The organism is Clostridium polynesiense, assembly GCF_000820705.1.
GTDB lineage: Bacteria > Bacillota > Clostridia > Clostridiales > Clostridiaceae > Clostridium_AA > Clostridium_AA polynesiense.
Genome location: NZ_CCXI01000025.1, coordinates 1 through 14,810, shown reverse-complemented (window position 1 = coordinate 14,810; position 14,810 = coordinate 1). Strand labels below are relative to the sequence as shown.

Genomic DNA, 14,810 nt, shown 5'->3' with positions numbered 1-14,810 from the left:
AGCCAGCAAAAGCAGACATATCCATCTCAGTCAAAAGCCCCATTTGCTCTAGAACCTTCCCCATACGTTTCCATTCTTTCTTAGCTTCCTCCTCAAGCCAATTAGGGCATCGTGGGGCTTTTTTTCTTGGCTTTGGTTCATTTTTATTCAACTGTCTGCCCCCTGGATTGCCTTCCAGTTCCTTAATAACAGTTGGTTTTGGTTTTCTTCCCCTCTGTGCCACTAGTCCCACCCCCCTTTATTGGCTTTAATAGAATGAAAAAAGGCCTCTTAGGAAGCCTTTAGTAAAAATTATGTTATTCATAAATCTTTCTACATAAATCCACGCCATATATTACATTCAGTTAACTTCCATTATCCCAAGCAACCATAATACTTCCTATATCATCTACTCCAATAACAATTCCAAGAGTACCAATGGGAGGTGCTTGTATGTCATCCATTTTAACAAGAGATATACGGCATCCATTAGGATATTGTTTTCGAAGCCTTTCTACTATTTGTTTATTGATTTTGGTCATTGCAATTCATTCCTTCGGCAACAGAAGTCTTCAGTGCTTTTTCAAGAATTTCAAAGTCGAATCCATACTTTTTATATGCATCCTCAATCAATTTATAGTATTGATAGCTCGGCTGACCTTTTAATCTCTTCTCATCCATTATATAAACCATAGCTTCCATTGGTTTATCATTAATGTATATATTTAAGTTTTTTTTGTAATATAGCCTTGGATATCCTTCGTAACGGTCAAGACTTCTCTCATCACACTGAGATATTTCCCAGACAAGGACTGGAACCTTGGAATTTTCTTTCTTTTCAATAGTTGCACAGGCACCTATTTTAGAACCCTTAAACAGTAATTCATATCCTCTTATTTCTGATGTACAAACTACCTTAGCATCTGGGCACCTATAAGCCATCTGTTCTGTGTCCATATTACTTCCATATGCTATGTACAGCTTTTTTTCCATTTTTAATTCTTCCTTTCTATTTACCAAGTGAGGTTTCCCTCCTACCAGCTTAAGAGTGGCAGTGCCACCCCTTGCTGTTTTATATGTATATTCAAACAACTTGCCTCCAAGCTGAGTTACCTTCAAGGTTCTTAAGAAAATGTAACCTGCAGGTTTTAAACTCTTCACCGATAAGCCCTAGGCGAAGCATCCAGCATCTAAATGCATATTTTTCGTTATCGGTTACCGTTCTTCTTGCTGATGCTTTCTTTTGGGTTAAAGCTTGGTAGCAAACCGCTAGGCAAAACTGTATGTAAGCTTTAATCTCTCCTGCGTGTGTTGTTGAGTTAAAAAGTCTAAATTCCACCGTACCTTTCGTAAATGTGGCATGAAGATTCAACCCGTGATACCTTGTACTGTTGTAGTGTCTTTCTCTTCCATAAGGGTCTTCTGCATACCATATATCTGCAAGCTCTGCCATGGTTCTTGGCTTTTTCCTATTTATGGTGTTAATAAGATTCTCGTTAGTTTTTTTGCAATATCGGAGGCGCATTGGATCTATCTTTAATGCCCTGTAAAGAATGTCCTCCTTGCTTGCTATAATGTTTACTATGTTACGAAGTGTCTGAGGTGTAAACTTTTGTGCCCCGACATGTACATGAATTCCACAGGAAGTGTTCACTATTGCACCCTTGTACCTTAATTGCCTTATAAGCTTCTGTAAATCCTCAATGTCATCGTAAGTTAGAATCGGACTAACCACCTCGGTTTTATAATCTTCTCCTGCAGCAACTCTTATATTGCCAGTCTTCTTTTCTGCAGTTATGCTTGAATCATACATCACTTTCCAAGTTCTTCTCTTTGTGTCCTTTGATTCATAGGCACGGTAGGCACCTCCTATATACCTGTTTTCTCCTGTTTGAAAGTAATTCGCTATGACTTTACTAGCTTGCTCTCTTGTTATGCCAGTCATTTCAATCTCAATACCAAAAGTCTGTGTCTTCACACGTTTCATCCTTTCAAAATGTAATGTGTTTCTTATGGTAGTACTATATATCACTCTAAAAGCACATAAAGTCCAGTTCCATTTTTAAGAAACACATCATATTTTTTATGGAGGTATCTGATATTATTTATCCTGATTACTACATATCTCAGAACTCTTTTTTACAATACTTGTATTACTCTCAATTTCTTTGTTTAACAATTGCTTTTTTGCATACATCCTAGCTTTATGGTTTACTTCATCAACTAGGGTTCTAAAGGCTGTATGTCCCTTTAACCCCTCAAGAAGTACTTTTCTTGAAGCCTTTCCACCTCTTCCTCCTAATCCAAGTGCAATAAGCCATACTCTGAAGTAATATTTTTCATTCTCAGGTATCTGCTGCTTAGCATTAACCTTTTTTACTCCCTTAGAACGTGAAACCATTAAAGCAGCAACCTCAGCATAAGCTCTGTTCTTATCTGGTTTTTCAGAGATTGGAAATGTGAAAGTAATTTTATTATCATCAATAGTCACACCCCTAATGGCTTCCTTATGCTCCATATAGATATTTAGGAAATCTTCTTTAGTTTTAGGTGACACTGCTTCCAAAATTCCAATCAATTCCTCAGTTACATTAAAGTAATGTCCACCTACTACCCTATTAAGCATGTACTGTTTGCTTCGAAGCATAAAAACTAAATTACAAAGTGAACTACCATCCATGCTTTCTGCTGAGACACTTATTTCTAAATTCCTAGGTTGCTCTTCTACGTAACCTTGTTGTACAAGATACTCCCTCAATCTCTCAGCTTCTTTCTCTATTGCACACGTTATCAATCCATCCCTATCTACTGTGAAACTACCAACAAGATATGAAAATGATGGTGGGCCAAGGTAATACTGCTCTTTCCCAGTGAATTCTCTTATTGCTTTGAATATCTCTTTGCGATTATTAGAATTGGTCTTGATTATCAAAATTTGCGCCTCCTTTGTTTTGATGCTACATACATCACTCTATAAGGCACCTAAGTCAAGTTAATACGATTGAATTAATCGACCATTTCAGATATTTTCCTACCAATAGCATAAACAACATTTACAGTTACTCCATTACCTGCCTGTTTATAAAGTTGTGCATCCGAATTTACCTCATTAGCCTTATCAAATAATTCATCAGTGAATCCCTGGAGTTTAAAACATTCCCTCGGAGTAAGCCTTCTTATCCTAACAAATTTTCCATTCCAAACAACCACACCTGCATTACCAGCGCAAGATAATGCGTGTGCAAATCCGTGTCCAACCCTGGCTCTCCTTGTCTCTGATGATGGATAGGATAAATCAACAGAGTCACCAGGAAATGCTATTTGATAGCCAAGTTTTGTTCCATTCCGGAGTTTAATCCCCTCGGAAGTGTGTTTTAGCTTTCTTATATGATCGGAGGCTAGAGCATCGCCAAGCTCTTTAATTATTTCACAGCTAATAATATCTTCAGAGTAATAATTAGTTCCATCTGTATTTTCATTTATGTGATTGCTCTTTCTTTTATCAAGAGTTTCCTTTGGACAACCAGAGCATTTCTTTCCTACCTCAAGGACTGCACTATTCATTGCTGTTCTCCTAGTAGCTCCGGCAGTATATCTAGAAGTAATGCATCTTGCTTCATCTGTTATTTTGGGAGAACTTGTTGACTGATCAATAAGATAAAGTCCTGTCTTTGCTCCACTACCACCTGCTCCGCTTACCAAAGTCACAGAAATCCCTGACGGATCATATACTCGTTCACCTTGATAACCATCTATAATCTGCTTAAGATTTCCGCAGCTTTCTGGACCGATAGGTAATACTTCTCGTCTGCCTCTGCTTCTAAGATGTCCGATAGTGTACACTCGTTCACGGTTTTGGGCAACTCCATAGAATTTAGAATTGAAAAGCTGCCATTGTACATCATACCCTGCTTCGGCCAATTTACTGATATATTCAAGAAAATCCCAGCCGGCATTGCTTGATAAAAGCCCTTTAACATTTTCCATGATAACCCACTCGGGTTTATCCTCTTCTTTCTTGCCTTTGAGGAGGTTAATGAATTCAAAAAAGAGTCCACTTCTGTCACCGTGAAGTCCAGCTCTTCTCCCTGCAATAGAGAGGTTTTGACAAGGGCTTCCCGCAGTCCATATATCTGTTTTAGGAACATCATCTGATTTGAGTTTTGTGATATCTTCTCCATACCATTCTCCTTCAGTATCGTACATGGCACGGTATGACCGCACCGCAAATTTATCCTTTTCACAGAATCCTATACATTTCATTCCAGCAGTTTCTAATCCAAGGCGGAATCCTCCTATACCTGCAAAGAAATCAATAAAAGTAAGTTGCTTATTATTAGGCACAAGTCTCCGCTCCTTCCAAAAACAAAAAGACACGGAGCATTCCATGTCTTAATCGCTTGCTTCATCATTTTTTCTATTGACAGTTTCTTTGACCTCATCATATGTCTTTTTTATACCACCACGTATCAAAAACACACCTTCACTACTTCCTGACTGCTCAACAAATCTATTTACAATCACATCTGCAAACTTCTCATCCAACTCTATTCCATAACATATCCGGCCTGTTTGCTCGCAAGCCATAAGCGTGGACCCACTACCAAGGAAAGGGTCTAAAACAATGCAATTGCTCATGCAAGAGTTCTGTATGGGATAAGCCATCAAAGCTACAGGTTTCATGGTAGGATGCTCCTTTGATGATTTTGGCCGGTCATACTCCCAGATTGTAGTTTGCTTCCTATCTGAATACCACTGGTGCTTACCACCTTTTTTCCAGCCAAATAGGCAAGGTTCATGCTGCCATTGGTAAGGGGATCGTCCTAAAACAAGTGAATTCTTCTTCCAAATGCAGCATCCTGAAAGATGGAATCCTGCATCAACAAATGCCTTACGGAAGTTAAGACCTTGCGTGTCTGCATGGAATACATAAATAGAAGCATCACTTTCTATACTCTGTTCTATGTTAACAAATGCTTCAAATAGGAATTTATAAAAGTCTGCATCTGGCATATTGTCATTTTGGATTTTCCCAGCAGTTTCCTCAACATCAACATTATAAGGAGGATCAGTAACCACAAGATTTGCCTTTCTACCTTCCATAAGAAAATTATAGGTTTCTGGTATCGTTGAATCTCCACATATAAGTCGATGTTTTCCAATTAACCAGATATCTCCCTTAGCGGTCATAGTCGGTTTTTTAAGAGCCTCATCTACATCGAAGTCATCTTCTTCTATATCCCTATTGTGAACTTTTGAAAATAGTTGTTCGATTTCAGGTGCTTCAAATCCTGTGAAATCAGTATTAAAATTTGCTGTCTGCAAGTCAACTAGTAGGTCAGCCAAGAGTTGCTCATTCCATGCACCAGTTATTTTATTTAAAGCAATATTCAGAGCCTTAACTTTATTCTCATTTTCTATGTGTACAACTACGCACTGTACCTCAGTGTACCCCAAGTCTTTTAGCACAGTCAGTCTTTGATGACCACCGATAACCGTCATATCATAATTAATAATGATTGGCTCAACATATCCAAACTCCAAAATAGAGTTTTTTATTTTCTCATATTCTTTATCTCCTGATTTCAGTTTTTTACGGGGGTTATACTCTGCTGGAAGGAGACTATCTACAGACAGAGATTGCCATTTCATTTCACTCATGATTTACCTCCTTACAGTAGTTGGACTCACATAAGGGTTTCTACCTTCTTCCTCTCGCCAAAACCTATCATGTACATAACATTCATGATTGCAATACTTCCTATTGTTATTGCCATAGACAGTGAAAGTCTCACCACAATATACACAAGTCTTTTCATAAAACGCTGTTTCTTTTTTGTTTATTACCTGCGGGTGTGCTGACCACCATTCTCGCCTACATTTATCAGAACAGAATTTTCTTTTCCGACCAGTCCCCGGTTGCTTAATCTCTTTCCCGCAGCAAAGACAGGCCTTGCCTTGCTGCATATGCTCTTTCATATTCTCTGTCAATTCCACGGCATAGCCATCTAGGCCATGACTTTTACAGTAGTTGCGTACTATGTCTCTCGATAGGCCTACAACCGAAGCAATGGCCCGGTACCCTACACCCCTCATTCGAAGTTCTCTTATCTGCTTTGATTGGAAATCAGTCATTGCTTCAAATCCTTTCGCTAAAATCTACAAAACAAAGACCATAAAATCCTGCATTTAAGCAAGTAATTTACGGCCTTTTATCTAACAATTTATCAAAAGTTATAGATAAGTAGGAAGTTATTAACTCTTCATTTCACTATACTTTTGATATTTCTTATTTAATTATGAGTCTATCAATGTATATTTCATAGAAAGCAAAAAATAGTAAAACCCTGGTAAAATGCTAGAACCATATTTTATATTCCATTCTACTTAGTAGTAATAAATATTATTATGATATAGGCACGATAATTATCATTCTATATTAAGAGTTATACTAAGCAATGAGTGATCGGTAAATAATTTACCTCCAATTCTAGTAGAGTTATCTTGACGTTGTTCCGAGATAGCTGAAACAATATCTGAAGAGACCAAAATATAATCTATTCTAGAACCTCCAGCAAATGTTGGAATAATGCTATTTCCAAAAACATCAATAACATTGTCATTCACCAACTTATAATACTGCACCTCATTTTCAGATAAATCTTCTTTCTTTTTGATTCCCATCTTGTACAAATTAACATTTAAATCTCCTAGAATCACAAACTTATTTTTGCACGTTTTTCTAAATACATCTAGATTCAGAGGCTTTTGTTTTTGTTCACTGTCAATTGATTGATGCACACCCAACAAAGTATAATCTTTATATTTTAGTTCAACATACCTTGCAATTTTATTATGCGTAAAAATTGAATGTGAATTTAATTTTACATCTTTATTTTTAGTAATTGCCAATGTAATAAATGAAACTGTATCTTGGATACTACTAACATTGTTTTTTAATATTTTATATCCTTCATTATTTAATACTCTTTCAAATTCCTTATATCCACCTGTTATCCTTGAGCTACTTTTATATTTCATTTCATGCAAAATTAAGACTTTCTGGTTGCTATAGCAAAAAAAGAACTCCCTTACATAAGCTAAAAGTAGCTCTAAATTCTTATAGATTTCATTACTTGCATTTTCTACTGTTACTCCACTTGGCACACCTAGCTGATTAACATTCAAAGTACCTATAATAAGCTGTTCCATAAATCCCCCAAAGTTAATTATTTTTCATTAAAAATTTTTATTTTACTATCTCTATTGTTCATAAATATAAATATTTACTTTCTCCTAATTATATAATAAACATCAAAAAATTCACATATATACCACTAATATTAATTTTATCTATTAACTATAACAAGATAGTATTCTTCTAGCTATATTCTTCAAATACTCCAATTAATATTTATATTAATGTTATTAAACTCCTATGATTACTGAACTTAGAATTAAATCTATCTTCTCACAATATCTTGTGAGAGGCGTCAACCTAAACAGTATTTCAGTATACAATTGCTCTCATTTGAATTTCCCTTATCTACTTTGAATGATAATCAGCTATTATATCCTTTGTTAAAACACGTTAAGATAATGGCATAAAAATCCTGCATTTGAACAAGTAATTTGCAGACTTTGAGGTAACAATTTATCAAAAGCTTTAGTAAAGCAAGTAGCTCTAAACTCCCTTATTTCACGATACTTACGCTATTTGTTATTTAATTTTACATCTATTATAAGGTTACCTTGGTATCCCCCCTATTGAATTCTGCGATTTTTCGTACGAAGGGGGGCGCCGGTCTCAAGCCTGTCCCCATGTAGAGATTAGACCTCCCCTAGGTCAGCTAGTACTTGAACACTTGGTACCTATCTTCCGTCATAGTTTTCCTATCATGACATGATTTACACAATGACTGCCAGTTATTTTCATTCCAAAAGAGAACCTTATCTCCTCGATGTGGTAACTTATGGTCTACTACTGTAGCTTTCTTAAGTCTACCTTTTTCGAAACACTTAGAACACAAAGGATACTTATTAAGAAACTTTGCACGTGCTTTTCTCCAACGTCCATCGTAACCTTTTTCTTTAGTTCCTTTAACATCATGAATATGCAGTGGTGAATGTTCATCACAATACTGTGAACAATAAGGTACTAATCTAGGACAACCAGGATGCTTGCATGGAATATCTGGTCTTCTTGGCATAGCTACTGCTCCCAAGGTAAATAACTCTTACCAAAGTGTCCATATGAAGAAACCTGATTATAATCTACATCTAGAAGGTTCAGTGTTTTAATGATTCCTGCGGGTGTTAAATTATAGTTACTATATATGAAATCCTTCAAGCACTCTAATGGGACATGATTAGTACCAAAGCATTCTAAAGAAACAGATATTGGCTCAGCTACACTAATAGCATAAGCAATCTGAACTTCACATCGGTCTGCATACTGATTAGAAACTATATCTCTTGCTATCTTCCTTGCCATATATGCACCACTTCTATCAACCTTTGTAGGGTCTTTTCCCGAAAAAGATCCTCCTCCATGACGGCATATTCCACCATAAGTATCAGCTATAATCTTTCTGCCTGTTAAGCCACTGTCTGCAAAGGATGAACCTATAACAAATCTTCCAGTAGGATTGACCAATTCATTAAAATCAGTATTAAGTCCGTAATTAATAGCTGCAGTTTTCATAACTGCTTTGACCAATGAACTGATTTCCTCGGCACTCGCTTCTTCTCGATGTTGTGTACTTATAAGAAAAGTAAGAATACGATTTGTTGAATAGTCAAAAGTCACCTGGCTTTTAGCATCTGGAAGTAGTAGTGGACTGTTCGAATCTCTAAGTAGTTTTAATGCTTGGGTAGCAACAGCATAAGGAATAGGCATTAGTTCTGGAGTTTCGTTAGTGGCATAACCAAACATCATTCCCTGGTCACCAGCTCCCATATGATTATCTACTCCAAGAGCTATATCCACACTTTGCTCACTTATTTGAACCCTAACCTTATATTTATCAATTTCACAAAGGCCTATATTTGAAAGAACCTTGCTAACCAAAACTTTATAATCAGGTTTATGTTCAGATGTGATTTCACCAGCAATAGTTATATCATAATCCTTAATAAGGCATTCTGCGGCCACACGGCTATTCTTATCATACCTTAAACATTCAGTTACTATTGCATCAGATATCTGATCACATATTTTATCAGGATGTCCCATTGATACCTGTTCACTTGTAAATATCATTCTTCTCCCCCTCTTCTATGTACGGATGCATGAAAGGATGAAAGATGCATCCGACCAAAAGAAAAGAGCCTGGAAAAATTCCAGACTCTAGAAACCATCTTGGTAATTATAACTATAAATTATTCAAAATGAAAAATCAGTACACCTTTAGTACACTTTTAATGAACTATTCTTAATAAAAACTACTGTTAAATCGTTATTTATCTTTATTCAAATATTAATGATTCTCCGTTATTAGACATTTCTTCTAATAATAATCTGAGTCCTCTCTGCAGTGATTCTTGATTTAACAAATAAATTTTCTTTCGTCTTTTTATCTCACGTTCAAAATACGGTAAAAGTAACTTAACTGAAAATGCTGCACGGTCTTCACTTGCAAACATATCTTTTAGTTTCCCAGCTGTTAATGATTCACCTAAATGATCGATAATATGTTCCACTTCCTTTTTAGTAAGTAAGTAATTATCTGCCATTGCCGAAAATGTTTCTTCAATAATTTTAGTCATCTTAACAGCATCATCTTCTATAAATGCACTCAATACTGTATCCGATATCTCACTTGCTACAGCTCCTCCTCCAAAAGCACCAATAATTCCACCTGCTATACCGCCCACAGCATTACCTATAATGGGTACTACTGAGCCTATAGCTGCACCAGCGGTAGCTCCACCGACCCATCCTGCAGTTCCACCAGCGACAGAAGAAACAGTATTTGTAACATTCTTAAATAGTTGTGCTCCTGAAATTCGTGACCTAAAAATGTTAGCAATATCACCAGTAGACAATACCACAATAGAAACTGCTCCTGTAATAGCATTTCCACGTAGCATCTTTGCCGCACTTTTCATAGCAGCACCACCATATATATTCTTACCACTTCTAAACGCATTCACTAAAACCGCTGAACCTTTAGGACCAAGAACTTTTATTATCGCCTCACTACTGCCTACCAAAAGACTATTCAATCCTGCTTTTGATAATTGTCCTGCTAAGACAGCAGTAATAAAAGTCGAACCTCCAACTTTTAAGCCATTGAAAGCAGCATTTTTGAGTGCTACGTCTAAACTCTCTCCATTCCAAACCGATGTAGCAAAAGATATTATAGCTGTTATACCGGTAGTTGAGGAAGCTATAATCATACCATTTTTAGCATCATATTTTAATGATTCGATAGTCCCAGCTTTAGCTATATTTTTTACTTGTACATATGTGTAATTACCCTTTCTAACAATGTTATTAGCTTCTTCAGGATTACTAACTCCCGGAACTTCACCTTTTGATATCCTATCCCTCATTGCTGAAATGGCAGCATCATACTTATCAGAAGGTACTTCAATCTGCATAGGAGTGCCATCTGTGTTAACATACCTAAACTTTCCATTTTCAAAACATTCTGAAATGCACTTACTCCCTGAACTACAATATTTTGATTGTATATTAACGCCGTCAACAGTTCTATCTGCACCATTTTTCACATTGTCATCACCAACAATCTTTGAATTACGTCCTTTAATAGTGTCGTATAAGTGATTTGCCCTTTCTGCTGCAAACCCATGACCTCTAGGTGTATTAAACTTATCTTCTCCATAGATAGTTGATGCGTTACTAACATTACCATAAATCATACCAGCAATGATATCTCCAATTCGTCTATTGTCAAAACTAGGAAGTTTAATGTTTGATATTTCTTCCCGTTCATCATTGGAATAGTTATATTGTGCACTACTAAACTCTAAAAATTTCTTTATTGTTCCTGCATTCCATAACTTTGTGTTTAGGCAGTATGTCTTTTCATAATAGTCTGTTATTTCAAGTTCTTTTAGTGCAGTATAATGTTTAAATTTAATAATATCATCATAACGAATTCTGAATTTTTTCGGTCTATTCTTTGGAGAATTAACATACATTGCTTTAGAAGTAAAGATAATACCTTCTGCTACGTGATCCCAATCTCCCAGTATACATATTATATCTTCAATATCTTCTCTAAGTATTTTTGTGTTCTCTAAACTCTTAATAAATTCAGGTACTTTCTGTGAAATGGTTTTATCTTTACTTGCGCTGAATAATGCAATTGGATTAGACCATGTCTTAGACTTTCCATAAAAAGAATATTTCTTATGGAATTGATAAATAACATCTGCTAGAAGAACTTTTTCTTCCATTTGAATCCTCCCTATTATTACCCTTTTTAAACTTTAACATCACTTTAATTCGGTTCTTACATAAAATTTCTTGTTATTAATCTTATATATCCTCTAACTTTCTATTTTTCCTTTTTTTACAATCATTTACATTATATCCTTTAGATATTATTTTATCAATATAATAATAATTAGCATATAAATACTAATCAGTTATATTCCTCATAGACTCCAATCTGTATCTGTAGAGCTATAGTTATTTTCTCCATAATATCGTTGTTGGTGATCATACCTTTCTTAGATAATAGCTTGTCTTTATCTATAGTTTCTACTTGTTCTGCTAAAACCATACTTTCACGATTCAATCCATATCCTGCATCTAAAGGAATATGTACATGAGTAGGCAAAGCCTTCTTTTTATTAATATTTGAAGTCAATGGTACGATAGTTACCACAGGTGAATAGGTATTAGCTTTATTATTACTAACCACAACTACTGGTCTTCTACCACTTTGCTTTCTTGTATTCATTTCATTATCGAAATCCACATAGTAGATTTCTCCCCTTTTACACATATATCCACCTCAACTCAATATATATTCTTCTAATTCCTTATCGTAGAGAGAATAAAGTATTTCTAGTTCTTTGATTGCTTTTTTACGATTCTTAGCAACCATAGTCCTACTGATATGATATTTCTCTGCAAGAGAATCCCAAGTCACACTCGCTATAACCATGTCTTTGATAAAATCAGGAAGGATACCACTTAATGAAAGTACCGCAGATTGAAAAAATAATAATTGTTCTGATAGCACAGAATACCTTTTACATAAGTGTTCCATCCACTCTCGGTTGATTTGTTCCCTTTTCTCCTTGTAAGTGATTGCTATTGTTGCTGTTTTATTAGAAATAGCATTAGTCTGAATACGTTCAGAATCAGGTTGAGAAAAGTACATAAATTCAATAGCATCATCCTCAGTAATTCCTTTAAAACTATTAATCTGATTTTCAATACATTTACACTCCATTACAATTTGGGAATAGTTCTCCATTATTTTCTCAATCCGTTCACTCATATTTATATACCTCCAACTCTTGCCTTAACAGCATCTATTAAAGCAGACTGGCTTATATTCTTTAATTCTAATGCTTTCATTACATCTTCATCATGAGTTCCCTTTGTTATAATGTGCTGAATTACTACAGTATTTTTCTGTCCCTGCCTCCAGAGTCTTGCATTAAGCTGTTGGTATAGTTCCAATGACCATGTAAGTCCAAACCATACAATAGTAGAACCACCATTTTGTAGATTAAGGCCATGCCCAGCAGAAGCCGGATGTATAAGAGCAACTGGAATCTTACCTGCGTTCCAATCATCAATATCTTCTGAAGTATCAATGCATCTTACATCAAATCGTTCTTTTAGACGAGCATAGTCATGTTTATACCAGTAAGCAACAAGTAGCGGTTTACCATTGGCGGCTTCAATTAAATCCTCTAGAGCATCTAGTTTTCTATCATGAATATGGATAACATTCTTCTCTTCGCCGTATACTGCTCCATTTGCCATTTGTAGCAGCTTATTAGAAAGTCCTGCTGCATTGATAGCATCAAGTTCAGCATCACCAATAGATAAGCACATATCCTTTTGAAAAGAGTTATATATAAACTGCTCTTGCTTACTCATACATATTTCAACACTATTACTAATTTTCTCAGGCATATCCAGGAAAGTCTACAGTATTCATTGAAATACAAATGTCAGATATCAGTTCATATATTTTTTCATCAGAACCTTCACGAAGCTTATATGAATATATAACCTCTCGATTGCGCTTATCTGGTTTAAAGAACTTGTCACGATAACCACCAATAAATCTACCAAGTCTCTGCCCCATATCAATCAGATAAATCTGCGGCCAAAGATCTAGCAGAGAGTTAGGCGCTGGAGTACCAGTGAGGCCTATTACTCTCTGAATTCTCGAACGAACTTTTTTTAAAGCTTTGAATCGCTGAGCCTTATTGGATTTAAAACTAGATAGCTCATCAATGACAACTGTATCAAAATCCCAATCTCGGTTCTCAACTAGCCATTTTACATTTTCTCTATTAATGATATAAATGGAAGACTTCCTTTCAAGTGCATCCTCTCTCTGCTTTTTGCTGCCAAGTACTAATGTAAAAGAAAGACCTGTTAAATGCTCCCACTTATTTATCTCCTTTGGCCATGTATCCTCAGCCACACGTTTCGGTGCAATCACAAGTATCTTTCCGACTTCGAAACTATCCAGTGCTAAAATCCACAATGCGGTTAGAGTAATGATTGTCTTACCAAGTCCCATATCAAGCATTAGACAACAGGCAGGATGCGTAAGTATGAAATTCTTTGCATATTCTTGATAATCATGAGGTTTGTATTTCATTAAGCACATCTCCAATCATTTCTTTATTATCTATACAATAAACAGTAAATCCTAGAGTGATGAGTTGCTTTGCTCTGCGAAGCTGTAATGGTCTCATAGCTTGACCTGGTGCCTTTAGCTCTACAAACGCCAACTTTCCACCTGGGAAAAGAACCAGACGGTCCGGCACCCCATCAAGACCGGGCGATACAAATTTAATAGCAAGCCCATCACGTTTTTTCACTTCCATTACAAACCTTCTCTCTATTACACTTTCTCGCAAAATGCAATCTCCTTTCTTACCACTGTGCCTTGTTCTGTACCTATTCATAAAAATTCTATACGTACGTACATATACATACACATCCCTATCACTACTTATTTCTTTATATTTAATTACTTAATATGTTTTTATAGGCACAGTCGGCACACATCTTGAGAAACAGAGTGTTTCACTACCGTACTGGCTGTGCCCTAGATTGTGCTATGCTTTTCCAAGGAAACATAAGCACGGCTTTTCACTGTGCCTATAGGTATCTCTGTGTGCCTAATCTTCACGGACAAAAGTTTTCTGTGGTCCATAGAGGGGGTAACGAGTCTTTCCAGTTTTATTAGTGGATAACTTTTTCCAGCCCCCGATACGGTTAATAATCCCTTCGATTTCATAAGAATCAGAACGTTTAAGATTCTGACGCTCCTTTCCGAAGCACTCACACCAGATTTCCATAACACATACCTTGTCCCTTCGAGTAGTACCTACCTGCATTCCTCCATCAAACTCGCTACCACCTAAGAAACTTCTTCTCTGATAAACATCCATGTTATCCCAGTTTGTCGGCAACAAACGTTCAAGATAGTCTATTATAATACCTTCACGGTCATCAGACTCCATTGCCTGTTGCTGTTGTACATAGGCTTCTGCTACAACATCACCTTTAAGGAATAACTCCTCTCCGTCACGGTATTTAACGATAGCTTCAGCCCAGACCTGGTCAACTTCTTTTAAAGACCAGGCATTGTACT

Annotated in this window: 15 protein-coding genes and 2 pseudogenes; all 17 read right to left on the bottom strand. The window is 36.1% G+C overall.

The window, feature by feature from the left end:
* Positions 1-223, bottom strand: a 223-nt coding sequence (locus tag TA89_RS03340; protein ID WP_040210824.1) for a terminase, incomplete at its 3' end; no start/stop codon positions are given.
* Positions 224-344: 121 nt separating this feature from the next.
* The gene (locus TA89_RS03335; RefSeq protein ID WP_052447297.1) at positions 345-521 is read right to left on the bottom strand and encodes a DUF4314 domain-containing protein; all 177 of its coding nucleotides are present in this window, start codon (positions 519-521) and stop codon (positions 345-347) included.
* Positions 505-1,071, bottom strand: coding sequence for a gamma-glutamylcyclotransferase family protein (locus tag TA89_RS03330; RefSeq protein WP_341349982.1), 567 nt, complete (start codon positions 1,069-1,071; stop codon positions 505-507). The genes TA89_RS03335 and TA89_RS03330 overlap by 17 nt, the downstream gene beginning before the upstream one ends.
* Positions 1,064-1,957 carry an amidoligase family protein gene (locus tag TA89_RS03325; RefSeq protein WP_187119258.1) on the bottom strand — a complete coding sequence of 298 codons (894 nt, stop codon included), beginning with the start codon at positions 1,955-1,957 and terminating at the stop codon, positions 1,064-1,066. Before TA89_RS03325 ends, TA89_RS03330 begins: the two co-directional genes overlap by 8 nt.
* Before the next feature lie 123 nt (positions 1,958-2,080).
* On the bottom strand, positions 2,081-2,911 hold the full coding sequence (locus tag TA89_RS03320) for a hypothetical protein (RefSeq protein WP_187119257.1): 831 nt from the start codon (positions 2,909-2,911) through the stop codon (positions 2,081-2,083).
* Between the two features lie 74 nt (positions 2,912-2,985).
* Positions 2,986-4,323: a DNA cytosine methyltransferase gene (locus tag TA89_RS03315; RefSeq protein ID WP_040210822.1), complete on the bottom strand. Its 1,338-nt coding sequence runs from the start codon at positions 4,321-4,323 to the stop codon at positions 2,986-2,988.
* A 48-nt stretch (positions 4,324-4,371) separates the two neighbouring features.
* Positions 4,372-5,631: a site-specific DNA-methyltransferase gene (locus tag TA89_RS03310; protein WP_040210828.1), complete on the bottom strand. Its 1,260-nt coding sequence runs from the start codon at positions 5,629-5,631 to the stop codon at positions 4,372-4,374.
* 35 nt (positions 5,632-5,666) lie between these two features.
* Positions 5,667-5,798 (bottom strand): hypothetical protein, encoded by a 132-nt coding sequence (locus tag TA89_RS19120; protein WP_341349981.1) that lies wholly within the window; start codon positions 5,796-5,798, stop codon positions 5,667-5,669.
* Positions 5,799-6,408: 610 nt separating this feature from the next.
* A complete protein-coding gene (locus TA89_RS03300) occupies positions 6,409-7,191 on the bottom strand; it encodes an exonuclease/endonuclease/phosphatase family protein (RefSeq protein ID WP_040210819.1) in 783 nt (260 codons plus the stop codon).
* Between the two features lie 638 nt (positions 7,192-7,829).
* Complete coding sequence (locus TA89_RS03295) at positions 7,830-8,189, bottom strand: HNH endonuclease (RefSeq protein WP_040210818.1); 360 nt, start codon at positions 8,187-8,189, stop codon at positions 7,830-7,832.
* A gap of 2 nt (positions 8,190-8,191) precedes the next feature.
* Positions 8,192-9,241, bottom strand: coding sequence for a methionine adenosyltransferase (gene metK / locus TA89_RS03290; protein WP_040210817.1), 1,050 nt, complete (start codon positions 9,239-9,241; stop codon positions 8,192-8,194).
* 206 nt (positions 9,242-9,447) lie between these two features.
* Positions 9,448-11,406: a hypothetical protein gene (locus TA89_RS18745; RefSeq protein ID WP_242850063.1), complete on the bottom strand. Its 1,959-nt coding sequence runs from the start codon at positions 11,404-11,406 to the stop codon at positions 9,448-9,450.
* A 188-nt stretch (positions 11,407-11,594) separates the two neighbouring features.
* Complete coding sequence (locus TA89_RS03280; RefSeq protein ID WP_040210816.1) at positions 11,595-11,960, bottom strand: type II toxin-antitoxin system PemK/MazF family toxin; 366 nt, start codon at positions 11,958-11,960, stop codon at positions 11,595-11,597.
* A gap of 9 nt (positions 11,961-11,969) precedes the next feature.
* Positions 11,970-12,461 carry a hypothetical protein gene (locus TA89_RS03275; RefSeq protein WP_052447296.1) on the bottom strand — a complete coding sequence of 164 codons (492 nt, stop codon included), beginning with the start codon at positions 12,459-12,461 and terminating at the stop codon, positions 11,970-11,972.
* A 2-nt stretch (positions 12,462-12,463) separates the two neighbouring features.
* Positions 12,464-13,808: pseudogene (locus TA89_RS03270) on the bottom strand (SNF2-related protein).
* On the bottom strand, positions 13,789-14,070 hold the full coding sequence (locus TA89_RS03265) for a VRR-NUC domain-containing protein (RefSeq protein WP_040210815.1): 282 nt from the start codon (positions 14,068-14,070) through the stop codon (positions 13,789-13,791). Before TA89_RS03265 ends, TA89_RS03270 begins: the two are co-directional and overlap by 20 nt.
* A 264-nt stretch (positions 14,071-14,334) precedes the next feature.
* Positions 14,335-14,810 (bottom strand): annotated as a pseudogene (locus tag TA89_RS18485) (virulence-associated E family protein); the annotation flags it as partial.

Bases quoted from the DNA above. Each gene is read 5' to 3' on its own strand.
- TA89_RS03335 (WP_052447297.1), bottom strand. From the start codon at position 521: ATGACCAAAATCAATAAACAAATAGTAGAAAGGCTTCGAAAACAATAT.
- TA89_RS03310 (WP_040210828.1), bottom strand. From the start codon at position 5,631: ATGAAATGGCAATCTCTGTCTGTAGATAGTCTCCTTCCAGCAGAGTAT.
- TA89_RS19120 (WP_341349981.1), bottom strand. From the start codon at position 5,798: ATGAAAAGACTTGTGTATATTGTGGTGAGACTTTCACTGTCTATGGCA.
- TA89_RS03300 (WP_040210819.1), bottom strand. From the start codon at position 7,191: ATGGAACAGCTTATTATAGGTACTTTGAATGTTAATCAGCTAGGTGTG.
- TA89_RS03295 (WP_040210818.1), bottom strand. From the start codon at position 8,189: ATGCCAAGAAGACCAGATATTCCATGCAAGCATCCTGGTTGTCCTAGA.
- metK (WP_040210817.1), bottom strand. From the start codon at position 9,241: ATGATATTTACAAGTGAACAGGTATCAATGGGACATCCTGATAAAATA.
- TA89_RS18745 (WP_242850063.1), bottom strand. From the start codon at position 11,406: ATGGAAGAAAAAGTTCTTCTAGCAGATGTTATTTATCAATTCCATAAG.
- TA89_RS03280 (WP_040210816.1), bottom strand. From the start codon at position 11,960: ATGTGTAAAAGGGGAGAAATCTACTATGTGGATTTCGATAATGAAATG.
- TA89_RS03275 (WP_052447296.1), bottom strand. From the start codon at position 12,461: ATGAGTGAACGGATTGAGAAAATAATGGAGAACTATTCCCAAATTGTA.